We start from the raw sequence: 19,219 nt of genomic DNA on the forward strand, positions 1-19,219 counted from the left end.
TTCGAGTGATGAAACAGTGAATGGTTCAATTGCCAATAATAATAGAAATGCAAAAAGGGGAATGATATGACGGATAGAGCAAAAGTGATCTTTGGTAACGAAATGCCGGAGAGGACTTACAAAAGTGCTGTAAAGTCTAAGATAAAAAATGCCGCTAAATACGGCGATGATTCAAATGCCTCATATGATGTTAAGATAGTAGACAATCCATATATAGGCCCGTCTCTTGGAGTATCGGATATAAGAGTTAATGAAGGTAGCGGCGATACTTCTTTTGACCTTGAAAAAGGAATCATCGTAGGCAACATAAGAATGGGATTTGGTCATTACAGAATCTCTATGGCGATGGCTTCAGCGGCCAAGGCTCTTGGATACAAGCCTTACTGGCTGGATCTTAATTCTTTTCCTGCAACAACTTGTACCAAGCTTATAGGAGGCCAGAACGAGCTGTATTCACTTGGATCAAGGCTTTCTAAGAATCCGGTGTTCAATAAGCTTGTATGGGAACCTGTCAACTATGAGCTGTTCAGAAGACTGTCCTATAACTGCTCAGATCAAAAGAACGCTGAGCTTATGGCGCCGGTTTACAAGAATATACCAAAAGAAATACCTGTTATAGGAACCCATGTATGGCCTGCTCAGGCGGCTATACATGCAGGAATGAAGTATGTTGTCAATGCAATCCCGGATAACTGGCCTATGGCACTTCACTTATCTGAAGGCAGCGTTCATACGATCCAGACTCATAATTCATACCAGGGCTACAGGATCCTTAATGGAATGAATGGCAAGAAGACCTGTAATCCGATGCCGGATCAGTCACTTGTCTATACTGGACATTATATTGATCATGAGCTTGTCTCTAATATAGAAAAAGACTGCCAGGCCAGAATCGATAGAAAAAAGAACGGAAAACCTGTAAGATTCCTTCTTACAATTGGAGGAGCAGGCGCTCAGAAAGAGATCTTTGCAGGTATCATAAAGCATCTGCTTCCTGCTATTGAGAAGGGCAGGGCTGCCTTATATGTCAATGTTGGCGATTACAGGAATGTGTGGGATGAACTTTTAAATGAGATCCCGGGAATGAGAGCATGTGTGTCGGAGCATATGAATAACTGGGAAGACACAGAGGATTTTGCTGCTAAGGCGCTTGATCCTGCAAACGATATAACAGGTATTCATGGATTCTATCATGAGAACATATTTGAAGCTGTATATGCGACCAACCTCCTTATGAGAAGCTGTGACGTGCTTGTTACCAAGCCTTCGGAGCTGGCATTCTATCCTGTTCCAAAGCTCTTTATCAGAAGAGTAGGCAAGCATGAGATGTGGGGAGCTATCCACTCTGCTGAAGTAGGCGATGGAACACTTGAGTGCCGTGATATGGGACATACGGTGCAGATGCTGGATATGTTCCTTTGGGACGAACATTTCCTTGAAAATATGTGCATGAATATCGTAAACAATAAGAAAGCCGGTCTTTATGACGGTGCTTATAATGTAGTCAAAATAGCCATGGGGCTTAAAAGAGAGGATTAATGATTATGGATAACAAAAAACTAAGTGCGGTTGAAAAAGCCGGTTATGGACTGGGGGCAGTCGGTAAAGATATGGTATATATGCTTTCTGCAAGCTATGTACTGTATTATTTCCAGGATGTTATAGGTGTTAATGCTTTTGCAATGGGAATTATACTTCTTGTAGCCAGAGTATTTGATGCTTTTAACGATCCTATCATGGGTGTTATTGTTGCTAAGACCAAGACCAAATGGGGAAAGTTTCGCCCATGGCTTCTTATCGGTACACTTACTAATGCAGTAGTTCTTTTCCTGATGTTCGCTTGTCCGCCTAAACTTGATGCTGCAGGTCTTACGGCATGGGCAGCAGTGTTCTATATCCTGTGGGGCGTTACCTATACCATGATGGATATCCCTTACTGGTCAATGATCCCTGCGTTTACAGAAGGTGGCAAAGAGCGTGAAGGCCTTACTACACTTGCCAGAAGCTGCGCAGGTGTTGGATCTGCTATTACAACGATCTTCACAATGCAGCTGGTACAAAAGCTTGGATCACAGTTTTCAGCAAGTCAGTCAGCCAAGGATATTGAGAGAATTGGTTTCATGATTCTTGCAGGTGTTGTAGCTGTTTTATTTGTATTATTCATCGTAATTACCTGTGTTACTATTAAGGAAAAATCTACTGTTGATATGAAAACAGCTTCTGTTGGCGAGATGTTCTCAGCTCTTCTTAAGAACGATCAGGCAATGGCAGCAGTAATCACCATAGTACTTGTGAACTCGGCACTTTATATCACATCTAACCTTGTTATATATTTCTATAAATATGACCTTGGCGGTGTGACCTGGTATGATGACTATACTCTGTTCAATATGGTGGGCGGAGGATCACAGATCCTTGCTATGATGTTCCTGTTCCCACTCCTTAGAAAGTTCATGACAAGTATCAAGATATTCTATGTAAGTATTGGAATGTCTCTTGTAGGATATATTGTGATCCTTGCAGTAGCTATGTCAGGCGCTGGAGTTGCTCCTATATACCTTATCCCTGGTGTACTTGTTATGGCAGCAAGTGGTGTTAACAACGTACTTATCACGATCTTCCTTGCCAATACTGTAGACTACGGCCTTGTTAAGCTTGGCAGAAGCGATGAAAGCGTTATCTTCTCTATGCAGACCTTTGTTGTTAAGCTTGCAAGTGGTATCGCTGCGTTTGTAGCTTCAGTTGCACTTGGAATCTTTAATTTAAGTGATGCTGCTACAACGGAAGAAGAGCACAATATCGATTTCTCACTGGCAGTTCCGGAAAGCGCTAAGATGGGCCTTCGTATGATAATGACTCTTATTCCTATAGCACTTCTTGTAGTCGCTTTCTTCTGGTTCCGTAAGAAATATATACTTACTGATGAGAAGATGGAAGAGCTTGCTCAGCAGAAAAAGAATCTGTAACACAAAAACTAAATTATAGTTTGATGGCACAACATCCTCGAAGACATCGTGGGGGTATGTACCCTCAAGCATACAGAAAACAAATTATTGCCACGCTTTAATCATTTTATAAATTCATGGCATGCTATCTGGATATTTTTATTCTGGGGTCTGAAACTCGCTTCGCTCAGACATGCAGACCCCGGGCAGAATAAAAATCTCCATCTAGCATGCTCATGAATTTTATAAAATGATAAAAAGCGTGGCAATAATTTGTTTTCTGTATGCTAGAGGGTACATACCCCCATGATGTCTTCGAGGACGTTGTGCTGGTTATGTGGGGGCTTTTTTGGGGGGATGGATATACCTTGAATGTTACAATGAAACTATAAACAATATGATTAAATAACTATATAACACGCATTAATATATTATATAAAGTAAAATATGGTATAATGATATAGGCGTCACATATAATTCTGTAATTTGCCGGATTGCCTTGCTTATAATCCGGTGATGGCGCTAAAGTGATGGTGTTGTTAATCTATTCAAAAACTATTTCGGAGGGTATTAGAATGTTTTGTGGAAATTGTGGAGCACAGGTTCCGGACGGATCTGGCGTATGTCCTAATTGCGGAGCACAGATGGCGCCAAAATCTCGGACTCAGGATCCTGTACAGAGTGCGCAGTATCAGAATAATCAGTACCAGAATCCTCAGGGAGGATCAACAAGCCAGACAGGTGCAGGAGACGGCTCCTCCAAGAAGATAAGTGGTAAGCTTATAGGTATTATATGCGCCTGCGTAGCTGTTGCAGTACTTGCTATTGTTTTAGTGTTTGTTCTTGGTGGTAGTGGCGGACCTAAGGGAGCTTATACGGACGGAGAGGTTATCGCTGTCTTTGAGAAAGGTCGTATGAGCTTTACTTTTTCCGGTATGGAGATGTCTTTTAAGTACACTCAGAAGAAAGACCAGATAATCGTTGATCCTGAATCAATGGAGCTTTCAGATAATTTCTGGGAAGTTGTAGCTGATTCTTTAGATATCGATGAGGATGAACTCGAAGACTCTCTTGAAGAAATGGCAGAATACAGTGAGTATGGCGAGGCTTTGTATGATGCATACAAAGATGACGATATGGATGCGCTTATAGAGATGTTACTCGAAGAAATGGATGTTGATGAAGATGAGTTTATCTATGTCTATGACAAGAAAGCCAATACTCTGAAAAATAAAGAGACCAAAGAAAAGTTGTTCTATGCACAGCAGTACAAGGAAGGTCCAAGTGGCAAGTATACAAACAAAGATGATGATGACATCACCATGACCTTCAAGAATGGCACAGTTACATATGACGATGATGGCGATGATGAGCAGTTTACTTATTATGTATATGTTGATAAAAAAGATGTATATGTAGTATTCTACGGAGAGGAATTTGATGAGTCGGATTTTTATGCTGAATACTATGTAAGCGGATTTTCATTTAATGCCAAGAAAGATAAGTTTACTATTGGCAGTACAGATTATAAGAAGTGATCATGTTTATATCTGAATAGTTTTAATGTGCGGTATAAAGGCATCTAGACTTTGGTGCCTTTATACCGTTTTTTGTGGTTATGAGGGGCAAAGGGCGGTGCGTGTTTTGCAAGTGGGGAGTTTGAGTTGATAATTAAAAGCTTATGAAGCAAGTTTGTGTTTTAGATATGTATATATTGGAAAATCAGATTGCATTAATATGTAGCGTTGCAGTTGCCTTTGTATGTGATATATGGTAAAGTATGTAAGATTGAAAAAAAGTATTACTCAAATGGAGGAGAAAAGTATGTTTTGTGGAAATTGTGGAACACAGGTACCTGAAGGAGCATCTACATGTCCTAATTGCGGAGCAGCAATGGCACCAAAGTCTCAGGCTCAGCAGATGAATCAGGCACTTCAGAATGCAGGTCAGAGCCTGAATGCAGCAGGAACTAAGGCTAAGGATGCTGTCAAGAAGCTTGACAACAAGCAGCTTGGCATGATCGGCGCAGGTATTGTTGCTGTTATCGTAGTTATCTTTATCTTAAAGGCAATCTTTGGAGGAAGTGGATTAAAGGGCACTTACACTAATGGTTATACAACTATGACTTTTGAAGGCAGCAAGATAACATTTAACATGATGGGCGTAGAGTTTACTGCCAAGTACAAGGTTAAAAAGGACAAGATTGTATTAGATCCAAAGTCTATTGCATTTACAGAAGAAGCTCTTGATTATTTTGAAGATGAGCTTGATATGGATGAGGATGATATCCAGGATGAGCTTGACGATCTTGTAGATGATATGGAAGATGATCCATCTGCAAGCTACAAGTATGACAAGAAGAAAAAGGTCCTTACTATGGACGGAATAGAGTATTACTATGCAGAGAACTATAAGGTAGGACCAAACGGAACATATGTTTCTGATGACGCAGAAGATGTAACACTTACATTCAAGAATGGTGAACTTACATATGATAATGATGGTGATGATGAGACATTATCCTATTATTGCTATGATGATGGCCATGATGTATATGTTGTATTCTATGGCTTAGAGTTCGAAGATTCCGAATTCTATCACACATATTACACATCAAATTTTGAATTTGACGATGATGAAATTGAGATTCATGATACTACTTTCGAAAAAGAGTGATCTATATCTCAGGAAATGAAAGTTTGAAAGTGTTCCACTTTCAAACCCAAATATACTCTTAAGACATGATAAAAGGATGCCGCTATTGCAAAAAGCAATCAAGCGGCATCCTTTTTGTGTGCCTTAGATGCAAATGATGGGAGAATTCAGTAATGTTTATTGAACTATATGCAGTGAGTTGCAAATAGTGGATGCTTCCTGATACTTAGTCTTGAACCATGCCGTTTCTTCGGGCTATACAGAAGGTTCCGACTATATCTCCAAAAACATTATTGGCTGTACATAAGGGATCTGCTATAGCATCTATACCTATAAACAGAGCTAAAGCTTCCATTGGAATGTGATATTGCATCAGAAGAACCGACATGCATATAGTAGAAACTCCTGGGATTCCCGGAGCACCAAATGATAACAGTATTATGGTTATTATCAAGGTGAAGATATCACCGCCGGTAAGTTCAAGACCAAATGCTTTGGCAAGGAACAGGAAAGATATAGTAAGGACGATTACAAAGCCGTCCATGTTAATGGTTGCTCCAAGTGGGATGGAGAATGAATAAAGCTTTGGGGATATTTTGAGTTTTTTGTCGCAAGTGTTCATTGTAAATGTCATGGCAGCATTACTTGACGAAAGTGCAAAAGCATTGAGCCAGGCAGGAAGTGCATTTTTGAAAAAAGTGGCAGGATTAGATTTGGTTAGTATGGCTATGACTGCCAGGTAGAAGATCATCATCGCTACCATGCTTAAAATGATACATATAAAAACTGTCAGGAGAGTCTTGATCACAGTGGTATCCATAGTCAGGACCATGGATCCTATAAAAGCAAATACAGCTATAGGAAGACACTTTGTGATGACAGTTCCAATGCGCAAAAATAATTCGTTTGCTGAAGAAAGAAAAGAAGCTATTTTTTCTCTTTGATCCCCCATAAGAGGAACTACAGCTCCTACAAGCAATCCAAGGAAAATGAGTTGGAGAGTTGCAGAATTAACAAATGCTCCGAGGAAGTTGTCAGGGATAATGTCTATCACAGTATCAAGAAAACTTACCATTTCCTGACTTTCAGTAACTTCTGCTCCTTGAGCCATATATGATAATTCGTTAAAAGAACCTGGATTTATAATGCCATATGCAACTAAAGCGATAATAGTAGCTACTATAGTGGTGAATGTATAGAAAGCCATTACTTTAATGCCGATCTTGCCAAATTCGCTAAGATCAGTGATCGATGAGACGGAAGCTGCTATTGAGAAGAAAATAAGTGGCGCTATGATCGTTTTTAGGGCATTGAGAAATATCGTTTTGATCGTTATAAAGATGTAGTCGTTGATGAAGGTACAGACAGAGGCAGGCAACAAAAGACGTGCTATAATGCAGGTTACTAATGCGAGAACCATAGAGAAAAGAACGCGCATGAGGTTCTTCTGGCTGGATTCGCCCGCTGTTATAACTATTGTACTGGTTCCGTTTCTGTAACTATGACGTAGCACATCTCTGTTAGCATTTATGATCATGCTTCTGATAGCGGCTTCAGCATTTGGAGCGGATTCATATCCATCAAAACTGATATTGGAATCAGGGGTGCCAACACTTATCGGGGATGTACTTTTAGCCTGCATGGTTATAGTTGTCTTTCCTAAAAACTTTCTTACTTTAATTGTTATGGAATTATCAGCAGGAACGACTTTTACAAGTTCTACAAGATGCTCTTCTGTAAGGAGTAAAGGCTTTGTCATATCGTTACCTTTGATATTGCATTTGGATAGAGAAGATTCTACGAATTCAATTGCTTCGGATATCTGGGAATTGTCAGGTTTGAGAGTGATTGAGAAATCCATCATATGCAACCTCCTTGGTGCTTTTAATTGAAAATAGAGCAATCATTATATGACTGCTCTGTTTGTTCAAGTAAAAAGATACAAATGCTATTGTAAGATGGCTGACTGATATGTGATCAGCTTTGCAGAAAAAACATAATTAGGCGGTGGCTTTTCTTAGACCATTATGTCGATGTTTTGTCCGATTGTATTGTAGGAATTGCCTGTTCCTTTGGATCCGTAACCAGTTATGCTGCCATTAAAAGACTTGGCAACTTCATTGAACATAGCACTGGCTTTGGTGGGATCTAGTTTCTTGGTGATCTTTTGAGCATTGGGATATCCGACAGGACTTACAGGGTCAATAGTACCAGATACTTCTGATGGTTTTTGTACAGACTGTGCATATGCAGATGATACCTCGGAATTATTGGTAAGGGCATAATTAAGAGGCTGAGTAAAAGAAACACTGCTATATGCACGCATTGCTTTTATAGCTCCAACTGCCATATTCCTAGTCCTTTCATTTTGAAAAAGAAACGATATGACGACTATTTCTATAATAACATAACGACAGTAAAAAGCAAGTAGGCATACCTATGATCGACAGTTAAACTTCGACTGGTGAGTTGGCTTGATCATTGAGTCGCGGTATACTCGAAGACTTTGCCGAGGCTGGCGGAATATAAAACATTGCCGCGCTGTTAATTGTTTTATAAATTCATGGCATGATATCTGAAGCTTTTTATTCTGGGGTCCAAACTCGCTTCGCTCAGACATGTGGACCCCTGGCAGAATAAAAAGCTCCATCTATCACGCTCATGAATTTTATAAAACAATTAAATAGCGCGGCAATGTTTTATATTCCGTCAGTCTCGGCAAAGTTTTCGAGTATACCGCTGCGGCCCAGAGTAAAGTTGAGAACATCCCTTCGACTCGGAAATAACGCGGGTTCAATAAAGAAAGATTAGTGGATTAGTGATAGATGAAAAGATTGAAAATGATCCGTTTTTTAATTCGGCTTGATGTTGCGAGATTCCTTAAGCTTAATTGTTAGTTGCTTGGCTTGCGGCATTAGATTAAAGGCTGAAGTTTGAAAGTTTTCCACTTTCAAAAACAAATTGGTGTCGCGAGTTCTACCAATTTGAGCCATTAGTTACTCGCTTTGCTCGCTACATGAGGTTAAGAAATGATCCATTTTTAAAACTGACTTGATGTCGCGAGATTCATTAAGCTTAACTGGTAGTTGCTTGCTTGGTATGTGGTATGGGGGTAAAAATGCATGATTAAGGTGTAATTGGTGCATAAAAATGCATGGATGCAAGCTGTTAGAGAATACGGGGATGTGCAAAATATCGGTATAAAAAGAATAAGGGTATCGTAAAACGTAAATATAGATTATGATAGAGTGAATTTAATCTGTGTTTTCAAAAGAAAAAATGAAAAAAATATTGAAAAATTCCTCAAAAATTAGATAAATGCATTGGATAATTTTAAAAAAATGGCCCGAAAAATCAGCTGATAAGAGGTTGAAATAAATATGTTAAATTACTGAAAAGCCAGTATCAGCAACGAAAGCAGGAATTTTCACAGAATAAAATAACAAGTGATAATTTAAGACGAATGTGCAAAAATAATTTTTCATAAATCAAAATAAATTAATTTTGTGATATTGACATTTTCAGACTAAAGACTAGAATATATTTAACATTTAAATTTTCGCAGATTAAAGCGGCGGTGTGAAAAATAATATATATTCAGGTGGAGGTTGAAATGTCTAGAGTTTACAATTTTTCAGCTGGTCCGGCAGTTCTTCCGGAAGAGGTTCTTTTAGAAGCACAGAGAGAAATGCTTGATTATCATGGATGTGGCATGTCAGTTAATGAGATGAGCCATCGTTCCAAAACTTTTGATTCTATTATCCAGACAGCTGAACAGGACTTGAGAGATCTGTACAACATCCCTGATAACTATAAAGTTCTTTTCCTTCAGGGAGGAGCAAGTCAGCAGTTCGCAGCAATCCCTATGAATCTTATGAAGAATAAGAAAGCAGGTTACATTATCACAGGTCAGTGGGCTAAGAAGGCATGTCAGGAAGCTTCTATCTATGGTGAAGCTGTGCAGCTTGCTTCCAGCGCTGATAAGACATTCTCATATCTTCCGGATTGTTCTGACCTTCCTATCACAGATGATATGGACTATGTATACATCTGCAAGAACAATACGATCTATGGAACTCACTTCAATACACTTCCTAATACTAAGGGTAAAGACCTTGTTGCTGACGTATCTTCATGTTTCCTTTCTGAGCCTGAAGATATCTCTAAGTATGGAATTATCTACGGCGGTGTTCAGAAGAATGTAGGACCTGCTGGTCTTGTTATTTCTATCATTCGTGAAGATCTTATCCGTGATGATGTACTTCCGTTCACACCTACAATGCTCAAGTTTAAGACTCAGGCAGACAATGGTTCACTTTACAACACACCTAACTGCTGGTCTATCTATATCTGCGGCCTTGTATTCAAGTGGCTTAAGGCTCAGGGCGGTCTTGTAGAGATGCAGAAGAGAAATGAAGAGAAGGCCAAGATCCTCTATGACTATCTTGATCAGTCCAAGATGTTCAAGGGAACAGTTCGCGTAGAAGACAGATCTCTTATGAACGTTCCGTTCGTAACAGATTCTGAAGAGCTCAATGCCAAGTTTATCAAAGAGGCTACTGCTGAGGGGCTTGTATCACTTAAGGGACACAGAACAGTTGGCGGTATGAGAGCTTCTATCTACAATGCAATGCCTAAGGAAGGTGTTGAGAAGCTTGTTGCATTCATGGATCAGTTCGAGAAGGCTAATGGCTGATTTTTTCTAAAACACAGTGAATGATAAGGCGTGATCTGAATTGTTCGAAAGGCCTTATTGCTTTCCGATTCACTGAATCACGAAACATGCAAAATATATTTTTTTGATATATACGGTCAATAAGTCGTTAGATCATATACTTGATGCATTCAGGCATCAGAAAGAGGAGCTATGTACAAATATAAATGTTTAAATCCGATTGCCAAGATCGGTCTTAATAACTTCACAGAGAATTTTGAAGCAACTGATAATGTAGACGATGCAGATGGTATTCTTGTAAGAAGTGCTGTAATGCATGATATGGAGTTCTCAGACAATCTTCTTTGTATTGCTAGAGCAGGTGCAGGCGTTAACAATATCCCACTTGAGAAGTGTGCTGAGAAGGGTATCGTAGTATTTAATACACCCGGAGCTAATGCCAACGGTGTTAAGGAGATGGTAATAGCTGCTATGCTCCTTGCATCACGTGATATCATCGGTGGCGTAGAATGGGTTAAGGCCAATGCCGGAGATCCTGAGATCGCCAAGGTTACAGAGAAAGCTAAGAAGAAATTTGCAGGTAATGAGATCATGGGTAAAAAGCTCGGTATCATCGGACTTGGTGCTATCGGCGTAAGAGTTGCCAATGCTGCTAAGCTTCTTGGAATGGATGTATATGGTTATGATCCATACCTTTCTGTTAATGCTGCATGGAACATGTCTTCAGATGTTCACCATGTAACTAATGTAGATGATATATACTCAAAGTGTGATATTATTACTATTCATGTACCTCTTCTTGAATCTACCAAGGGCATGATCGGTACAGAAGCTATTGCTAAGATGAAAAAGGGTGTTATCCTTCTTAATCTTGCAAGGGATATTCTGTGCGATGAAGCTGCAGTACTGTCAGGAATCAATTCCGGCAAGATCCGCAAGTATGTAACTGACTTCCCGAATACAACTACTGCAGGTCATGACAACTGCATCGTAATCCCACACCTTGGCGCATCAACAGAAGAGTCTGAAGATAACTGCGCTATCAAGGCTGTTATGGAGATGATGGAGTATCTTGAGAATGGTAATATCTCCAACTCAGTTAACTATCCTGATGTAAACCTCGGTGTATGTGTAAGACCTCGTATTGTAATCTTCCATAAGAATGTTGCTAACATGATCACCAAGTTCACAAGAGAGTTTGGTAATGAAGGCATCAACATCACTGATATGGCTAATAAGTCCAAGGGTGAATATGCATATACAATCATGGATTTCGAAGATGCCATTAAGGATGAAACTGTTAAGAAGCTTCAGGAGATCGAAGGCGTATTCCGCGTAAGAGTAGTTCGTAAGGATCTGTGATATTATATTGCAGACTTTTTCGATAAGCCCTATGAGGGGCTGGAGATAGGTTGATCTATATAGCAATTTATCTTCAACAGACCTGGATTTTTGGTCCGGAGATAATTTGATTTATTGAGTTATCTCCTACAGGCCTGAATTTTAGGCCCAGAGATAACTCGATTTATTGAGTTATCTCCAACAGACCTGGATTTTAGGTCCAGAGATAACTCGATTTATTGAGTTATCTCTTACAGACCCGGATTTTGGGTTCTTTAACCAACACTGCGATGTACAGGTAATAGCATAGTCCTTAGCATCGGATAGAGGATGTCGCGTTTTGGCGTGGCATCCTTTTTGTTGCACAAGACCTACAAATTCATTTGCCGGTCGTAAGAACATGGAGCACTAAGTGCGGAATGTTCGTGTGCGAAATCGAGTAGGAGTCAGCCTACTCGATCAGCCGTGGCAGTATTACCAATGGATATGCCGGGACAATCTGTTTATAGATCATTGTTATGTTGTAAAAGAAAATATTAACATACCAAAAAACACATAAAAAATGCCAAATGATACTCAAAATTTGATATCATTGTATATGTGTTTGTTTTTTTAGATTCATATATTCAAACTTCACTGTCCAAGAGGAAAGTTTGAGTCATATATTTTTTCAGTAACAGATCTGAATAAGATATATTTTTAATCATTAAATAACAAGGTGTAGCAGCCGTTTTTTGAAATAGTACACCGGCTATGAAGAGAAGATGAGGTAAATATGGCAACGATAAGACCTTTTAAAGCATTTAGACCTGAAGTATCACTTGCTGCAAGATGCGCAGCACTTCCCTATGATGTATATAATTCCACAGAAGCCAGAAAAGAAGTGGACAAGGAGCCGCTTTCATTTCTTGCGATAGACCGTCCTGAAACTCAGTTTGAAGTAGGACACGATATGTATGCAGACGATGTGTATCAGAAGGCGCATGATCTTCTATGGCAGCGTATAGATGATGGAACTTATGTTCAGGACTCTGTTCCATGCTTTTATGTATACGAACAGACTATGAATGGCAGGACACAGACAGGCCTTGTAGGATGTGCAAGTGTTGATGATTATATAAATAATGTGATCAAAAAGCATGAAAATACTCTTGAGAAAAAAGAACAGGATCGTATCCGCCATGTCGATAGCTGTAATGCTCAGACAGGACCTATTTTCCTGGGATATAGGAATAACAAAGAGATAGACAAAACTGTAGAGAAGATAAAGTATACGCAAAGACCTGTTTATGAGTTCACATCAGGTGACGGGACACTTAACAGAGTTTGGGTCTGCGCAGATGAGGATGATGTCAAGAAGATCAGCGATACTTTTGAAACTATAGATTCAATATATATTGCAGATGGTCATCACCGCTGCGCGTCAGCTGTTAAGGTTGCACTTAAAAGGCGCGGGGAGGATCCGAACCCTACAGGTGACAAGGAATATGATTTTTTCCTATCAGTTCTTTTCCCGGAAAATGAGCTCATGATAATGGACTATAACCGTGTGGTTAAGGACTTGAATGGTCTTACAGATCAGGAATTCATGGACAAAATTACGGAAAAGTATGATGTGGAAGAAGCAGGGAGTGATGCTGTTAAGCCTTCCGGCAAATACCATGTATCAATGTACATGAATGATAAATGGTACAAACTTGTTGCCAAAGAGTCTGTGCGCACAGATGATGCGGTGGAGGGACTTGATGTATCAATACTTCAAAATGAGATACTGGGACCTGTTCTTGGTATTAAAGATCCTAAGAACGACTCGAGAATTGACTTTGTAGGTGGAATAAGGGGACTTAAGGAGCTTGAAAGAAGATGCCATGAGGATATGAAGGTAGCATTTGCAATGTATCCGACAGCTATTAGTGAGCTGTTTGCAGTTGCTGATGCCGGAAGACTTATGCCGCCTAAGTCTACATGGTTTGAACCAAAGCTCCTTAGCGGACTGTTCATACATGCATTTGAGGATAATTAAGCATTATTAAAGGTTAAGATGTTAGTATAGTAATGAATGGGATAAAAAATACATAAAACAGGGAGAGTTTTTTGAAAAGAAGATCACTACTAATAGTTAGCGTTTTAACATTATCGGTATATATGACTTTTGCAAGCGGATGCGTGCATAAAGACCCTGATATAGGATCAGAAGCTATCGCTATAAATCCGGATGGTTCGCCAAAAGATGTAAGTGATGCTGCAGGCAGTGCATCAACACTAGAAGAACCCTTGCAGGATCCTTATGAGTATCTTGATCCTGCGCTGGAGATCCTTAGCTGGAAATGTGTCAACGATGTGGCTGCAGGCAAAGCTATTGAGTATATCGATAAGGCGATAGAGATAGATGATGGCCTTACAGATGCTTATAAGGCCAGAGGCAGTGCCTATCTGTGCCTTGGAGATAGCATAGAGCATTTTGACAGCGCAGAAGCTGATTTTATCAAGTTGCAGGAATTAGATCCTGATAATCCGGATGGATATCTGGGCCAGGCAGAGGTTCTTATTAGAAAAGGGCATAAGGATGAAGCGATAGAGCTTCTTAATAAGGCCAATGAACTGCTTAAAGCCCAGAAACAAAGTAACGCTGGTGCAACAGGCGCAGGTTCAGCGACTGGAGGAAGCTTGGCTGCAACATCAAATGATTCATCTGAGAATTCATCGGGAGAGGATAGTTCCGGCTTGGAAGGGGCATCTGATGAAAAAACTTCTGATGACGAAACTTCTGATGAAGAGATTTCTATGCAAGAATCAGGTGACGAATCGGAATCTGCTGCTAAAGATGGCGCAGCAGGCAATGGAGATGGTGAAAATGGTAATTCTGAAGATACCGTGGAATCATCCGGTGATGCAGAAGAGGAAGACTCTGATTCGGATTTAGATGATGAATCTGGTGACAGCCATTCTGCAGATAATGATGAAGACTCATCTTCAGAAACAGATAATAGTGAATATGCTGCTAATAAAGCGGCGCGCTATAATTCAGGAATAGCTGAGATCTTCATGGCAAGCGAAGATGATATACAAAGAAGAATAGATGAACTTATGTCTGATACATACTCGGACAGTACAGGAAGAGTCAGATATAAAACTGTATACGGTCAGGACGGAGCAGTAGCATCAGCTTTGTTTTATGCCTGTTATCAGTATGGCGAGTATGAACCGGATATTATAATATCTTATAATGCAGAAGGTACCATGCTGGCTTGCGCTTTCAATTTCTATGAAGGAACAAATCAGTATGTATACGGAATGTATACAAGCTCTGACACTTGGAACGTGTGCATCCCTATGTGGTCCGAAGATGGCACCATGACCGGAATAGAAACTATTTATGGTGGAAGCGTCATAGCATATGACATGTATCTGTATGATGCAGAAGGCAACATGGCAGGATGTGAGCAGTACAATTCTTCCAAGAATCTTGAAAGCACAGTATATTTTGACGGATACTCTGCAGAAAGCGTAGCAGGCGGCGGAGCAGGCGTTGTAGGAACTCCTGCCTATACGATAGATGATGTCTATGCCCTGGTGGATCAGTTTTTGGAATGAAGCGGGACTACGGCTATAATATATCCTCTGCCAACTACACTTTGTTTACATTTGTATATAATGAAACGGTCTGCATTGGCAGACCGTTTTTACTTTTTTTATTTTGATAATCTGGATTCTAATGCCTTGATCTTTAATTGAAGCTCAGCGATGGTAGCATCTTTCATAGATATAGCAGCATTTTTCTCAGATATGGTAGCGTTAGCTTCATCGAGCTGATCCTGAAGCTCATCAATCATATATATAACTGTATTATGATCCAGTTCTTGGAGTTCTTTGGAAAACATCTGCATCACCTCTTCCACATTGAGACATATATCATAAAGATCCTGATACATTGGCTTGAAATCCGGATACTTCTCTATCAGAGTACTGATATACTCAATATCATCGCACCCAAGAAATGTGAGCCAGGCATCGAAGTCATCTTTTATACCTTCATTATGGAGTCTATCCCTAAAAATATCAATAGGAATAAAAATACAGTTTTCAAGCATTTTTAGCTCTAAACCGGAATCAGATCTATGCCTGAAGGTGTGCATCAGAACGTTAGGATAATTCTTGAAGTCCGATGGACTTGATTCCATGAATATGATGGTATAGACAGGTGGCACGTCTTTATAATTAAATTTCTTGCCGAAATCCTTACACTTCGTCTTGATGCGTTTGTACTGACGCATCAGAAGATCTGCCATGTAGCAAGAAGCCCTTTCGCCGGCGAATTTGTAGCCGATTTTTTGAACTTCTATATTGGCGATTGTCCCATCTTCAAGTTCTACGACTATGTCAGTGATGACAAGAGATGCTTCGTCGCCTAATCTGTTGTTATCATTAGCAAGCTGATGCTTTACAGTTACCTTCTGAGACAGAATAACAGAAAGAAGCCATGATAATCTCTCGGGTTTTGTCTCGGGATTCAGAATTTCCTTAAAATAGCTGTCATAAAGCATCTTAACCCCTTTGGATCCAGTGCAGATATCAAGAAACAGATCTTGATGTTCGGTAGTCCACGAATCGAAGATAGTACTAAGCTTAGGTGACCTCCTTATCTCCATAAGTATCTCTTCACGTGTCCTAATGACAGGAAAATAGTGCTTTAAACTTTGGTATTTACTTTGCATACAGTTTCCTTCCTTGTAAAAAATATAGTTCCAGTTCTACCTAACGGTTAGTGGAATACTGGCGAGAATTCGCCATGACAGTCAAAAGACTGTGATAACAGTGCTCTAGATGTGAACACGAAGGATATTTTAGCATATACTGTTCGGGATGTATAGTCTTAAATTAGTTACGATAGTTTGGCTTTTGGTATATACTGCAAGGAAGAAAACCCCATATGCTTTATATATGCTTCATGTTATGCAAAGTATGACTTCTTAAACGTAAATTACAGGGGACAACCCCTTTTAAATTAATTATTTAAGTAATCTGGATTCTAATTCTTTGATTCTTAATTGTAGATCAATGGTGACAGCGTCTTTCATAGATATAGCAACATCTTTCTCGGATATGGTAGCTTTAGCATCATCAAGCTGTCCTTTAGTCCCATCAAGCAGCCTTAAAGCAACCCTGTAGCAACTCCATAGCAGAGTTGATGGGGTTGCTTTAGGGCTGCCTTTGGATTAAAATAAAAATATGGAGGAACTGCCATATGTATGAAAACAGACGCGACATAAAGATTGAAAATGCAATAGAAAAATTACCTAAGGGTAATATTACATATAAGACTATTCGAGGCAAGCGCAGGATGTATCTTCAATGGTATGAAGATGGCGTTAAGAAGAGTTCTTATGTCAAAAAAGCTGACGAAGAAGATGTTATATACAAAGTTAAGAGACGTAAAGAATTAGAGAAAATCCTTAAGAGCACTCTGATAAATGATTATGAGGATACCGAACTAACGTCCCAGATGAATACAGCAAGTACTTTGTATTTAAGCGATATAGAGAAGGTGAATACAGGTGCTTTTTATGAAATGCGAGTAGTGATGGGAAGTTCACTTGAATCTATGTACAAAGGTGTTGGCAAGTTCGGACATAGAGAATGTTTTGACTTATTAGAGAAGTTTATACAAAATGACTCTTATGGTAAGGTTTGCCTTGTATATGGACTAAGACGTACAGGAAAAACTACTCTTGTATTGCAGGCTATATCTAAACTTCCTTTAAATCAAACTGCTTATATCAAAGCGCTTACAACAGATACAATGGCAATGCTCAACAGAGATCTTAGGAAGTTAGAATTATCTGGTATCAAATACGTTTTTATAGATGAAGTCACACTTATAAGTGATTTTATTGATTCAGCATCCATATTGTCTGATGTCTATGCAATGACTGGCATGAAGATCATTCTCTCCGGAACGGATTCACTGGGACTTCTGCTATCTACAGATGATGAGCTATATGACAGATCTTATACTATTCATACTACGTTTATCCCTTTTAGAGAGTATTCACAGCTCCTTGGCATAGATGATATAGATGAATACATTAGATACGGAGGCACCTTTAAAGCTGGCGAGACACATTTTGAAGATGATCTTTTGGACGAAGAAGCTTCCTTTAGGGATGATGAAACAGCCCGAAGATATATTGATACTGCTATAGCAAGGAATATTCAGCACAGCCTTGCCTGCTATAGATCAGGCGGACATTTCAGACATCTTCTTGACTTGTATGAATGCGGAGAATTAACAGGCGCTATCAATCGAATAATCGAGGATATGAATCACCGTTTTTTAATAGCTGTTTTGGAAAAAGATTTTGTATCGCATGATTTTGGCTCTGCCAGACAGATGGATAGGAAGAAAAAAGCCAAGGAAGGTAAAGAAAGTGTTCTGGATTATATTGATGAGAAGGCGGTTGTTAATAGACTTAGGGAAATACTTGACATTAAAAATAGCGATGAGCGCAGTGTCAAGATCAGCAAAGACCATATAGCGCAGATCAAAGAATATCTGTTCTTGCTGGATCTGATAATGGATTGTCCAAGTGAATCTATTGAAGCCAGTATGCCTGAAGAGAGAATTCTGTTCACTCAACCAGGTATGCGGTATTGTCAGGCTCAGGCACTCGTATTTTCGCTTATGAAGGATGAGCTTTTTAATATGCTCCCGGCAAGGGAAAAAGGAGAAGTGTGCAATAAAATATTAGAAGATGTCAAAGGACGTATGCTAGAGGAGATAGTCTTGTTGGAAACTATAAAGACACTTCCAAAAGGTAAGAGAGCGTTTAAACTCAGCTTCCCTATTGGTGAATTCGATATGGTCGTGATAGATGAAAGAGAATATACTATTAAACTATATGAAATAAAACATTCTGATACGATCGATCCTCATCAGTACAGATATCTATTAAATGAAGAGATGTGCAGTAAAGCAGAATTTAAATATGGCACAATAACAGAGAAGGTAGTGCTGTACAGGGGAGAAGAGAAAGAAGTCTGTGGAATACATTATTACAATGTTGAAGAATATCTAAAAAGTATAGTGCGAAAATCATGATAAGAGGTACGATAGGGGTATAAAGAAACGGTCTGCTTCGGCAGACCGTTTTGAATAAACTGTATACAATGAAACGGTCTGCATTGGCAGACCGTTTTTACTTTTTTTATTTTGATAATCTGGATTCTAATTCCTTGATCTTTAATTGAAGATCAGCGATGGTAGCATCTTTCATAGATATAGCAGCATCTTTCTCAGATATGGTAGCGTTAGCCTCATCGAGTTGACCTTTTGTCTCATCGAGTTGATCTTTTGTCTCATCGAGTTGACCTTTTGCCTCATCGAGTTGACCTTTTGTCTCATCGAGCTGACCTTTTGTCTCATCGAGCTGACCTTTTGTCTCATCGAGCTGATCCTGAAGCTCATCAATCATATATATAACTGTATTATGATCCAGTTCTTGGAGTTCTTTGGAAAACATCTGCATCACCTCTTCCACATTGAGACATATATCATAAAGATCCTGATACATTGGCTTGAAATCCGGATACTTCTCTATCAGAG

At 39.4% G+C, this 19,219-nt stretch carries 13 protein-coding genes; 9 read left to right on the top strand and 4 right to left on the bottom strand.

Features of this window, described 5'->3' with window-relative positions:
• Positions 1–66: 66 nt before the first annotated feature.
• The 4 genes from BMX21_RS05735 (at position 67) to BMX21_RS05750 (ending at position 5,621) form a co-directional block, all read left to right on the top strand.
• Positions 67–1,539 (top strand): DUF6937 domain-containing protein, encoded by a 1,473-nt coding sequence (locus BMX21_RS05735; RefSeq protein WP_027204923.1) that lies wholly within the window; start codon positions 67–69, stop codon positions 1,537–1,539.
• Positions 1,539–2,966: a glycoside-pentoside-hexuronide (GPH):cation symporter gene (locus tag BMX21_RS05740; protein WP_092042254.1), complete on the top strand. Its 1,428-nt coding sequence runs from the start codon at positions 1,539–1,541 to the stop codon at positions 2,964–2,966. The genes BMX21_RS05735 and BMX21_RS05740 overlap by 1 nt, the downstream gene beginning before the upstream one ends.
• Before the next feature lie 554 nt (positions 2,967–3,520).
• Positions 3,521–4,483: a zinc-ribbon domain-containing protein gene (locus tag BMX21_RS05745; RefSeq protein WP_092042257.1), complete on the top strand. Its 963-nt coding sequence runs from the start codon at positions 3,521–3,523 to the stop codon at positions 4,481–4,483.
• 286 nt (positions 4,484–4,769) lie between these two features.
• Positions 4,770–5,621, top strand: coding sequence for a zinc ribbon domain-containing protein (locus BMX21_RS05750; RefSeq protein ID WP_177173941.1), 852 nt, complete (start codon positions 4,770–4,772; stop codon positions 5,619–5,621).
• A gap of 205 nt (positions 5,622–5,826) precedes the next feature.
• Here BMX21_RS05750 and BMX21_RS05755 read toward each other — a convergent pair whose 3' ends face one another.
• Together BMX21_RS05755 and BMX21_RS05760 are read right to left on the bottom strand one after the other, a co-directional pair.
• Positions 5,827–7,464: a dicarboxylate/amino acid:cation symporter gene (locus tag BMX21_RS05755; RefSeq protein WP_092042261.1), complete on the bottom strand. Its 1,638-nt coding sequence runs from the start codon at positions 7,462–7,464 to the stop codon at positions 5,827–5,829.
• 153 nt (positions 7,465–7,617) lie between these two features.
• On the bottom strand, positions 7,618–7,950 hold the full coding sequence (locus BMX21_RS05760; RefSeq protein WP_092042263.1) for a hypothetical protein: 333 nt from the start codon (positions 7,948–7,950) through the stop codon (positions 7,618–7,620).
• A 1,263-nt stretch (positions 7,951–9,213) separates the two neighbouring features.
• On the opposite strand from BMX21_RS05760, the gene serC reads away from it, so the two are divergent.
• From serC to BMX21_RS05780, 4 genes are all read left to right on the top strand, one after another.
• Positions 9,214–10,296 carry a 3-phosphoserine/phosphohydroxythreonine transaminase gene (gene serC, locus BMX21_RS05765; protein WP_022758900.1) on the top strand — a complete coding sequence of 361 codons (1,083 nt, stop codon included), beginning with the start codon at positions 9,214–9,216 and terminating at the stop codon, positions 10,294–10,296.
• Between the two features lie 171 nt (positions 10,297–10,467).
• The gene (locus BMX21_RS05770) at positions 10,468–11,637 is read left to right on the top strand and encodes a 3-phosphoglycerate dehydrogenase family protein (protein WP_027204918.1); all 1,170 of its coding nucleotides are present in this window, start codon (positions 10,468–10,470) and stop codon (positions 11,635–11,637) included.
• Positions 11,638–12,391: 754 nt separating this feature from the next.
• The gene (locus BMX21_RS05775; protein ID WP_092042266.1) at positions 12,392–13,639 is read left to right on the top strand and encodes a DUF1015 domain-containing protein; all 1,248 of its coding nucleotides are present in this window, start codon (positions 12,392–12,394) and stop codon (positions 13,637–13,639) included.
• Positions 13,640–13,710: 71 nt separating this feature from the next.
• On the top strand, positions 13,711–15,210 hold the full coding sequence (locus BMX21_RS05780; RefSeq protein WP_092042269.1) for a tetratricopeptide repeat protein: 1,500 nt from the start codon (positions 13,711–13,713) through the stop codon (positions 15,208–15,210).
• Between the two features lie 98 nt (positions 15,211–15,308).
• Here the strand turns inward: BMX21_RS05780 and BMX21_RS05785 are convergent, their stop codons facing one another.
• Positions 15,309–16,331, bottom strand: a complete 1,023-nt coding sequence (locus BMX21_RS05785) for a PD-(D/E)XK nuclease family transposase (protein ID WP_092042272.1) — start codon at positions 16,329–16,331, stop codon at positions 15,309–15,311.
• Positions 16,332–16,861: 530 nt separating this feature from the next.
• On the opposite strand from BMX21_RS05785, the gene BMX21_RS05790 reads away from it, so the two are divergent.
• The gene (locus BMX21_RS05790) at positions 16,862–18,715 is read left to right on the top strand and encodes a DUF6788 family protein (RefSeq protein WP_092042274.1); all 1,854 of its coding nucleotides are present in this window, start codon (positions 16,862–16,864) and stop codon (positions 18,713–18,715) included.
• A gap of 106 nt (positions 18,716–18,821) precedes the next feature.
• On the opposite strand, the gene BMX21_RS19345 is transcribed toward BMX21_RS05790, so the two are convergent.
• On the bottom strand, positions 18,822–19,136 hold the full coding sequence (locus BMX21_RS19345; RefSeq protein ID WP_177173942.1) for a coiled-coil domain-containing protein: 315 nt from the start codon (positions 19,134–19,136) through the stop codon (positions 18,822–18,824).
• Positions 19,137–19,219: the final 83 nt, after the last annotated feature.

This window comes from Butyrivibrio sp. TB (assembly GCF_900110805.1).
Taxonomy (GTDB): Bacteria; Bacillota; Clostridia; order Lachnospirales; family Lachnospiraceae; genus Butyrivibrio; species Butyrivibrio fibrisolvens_C.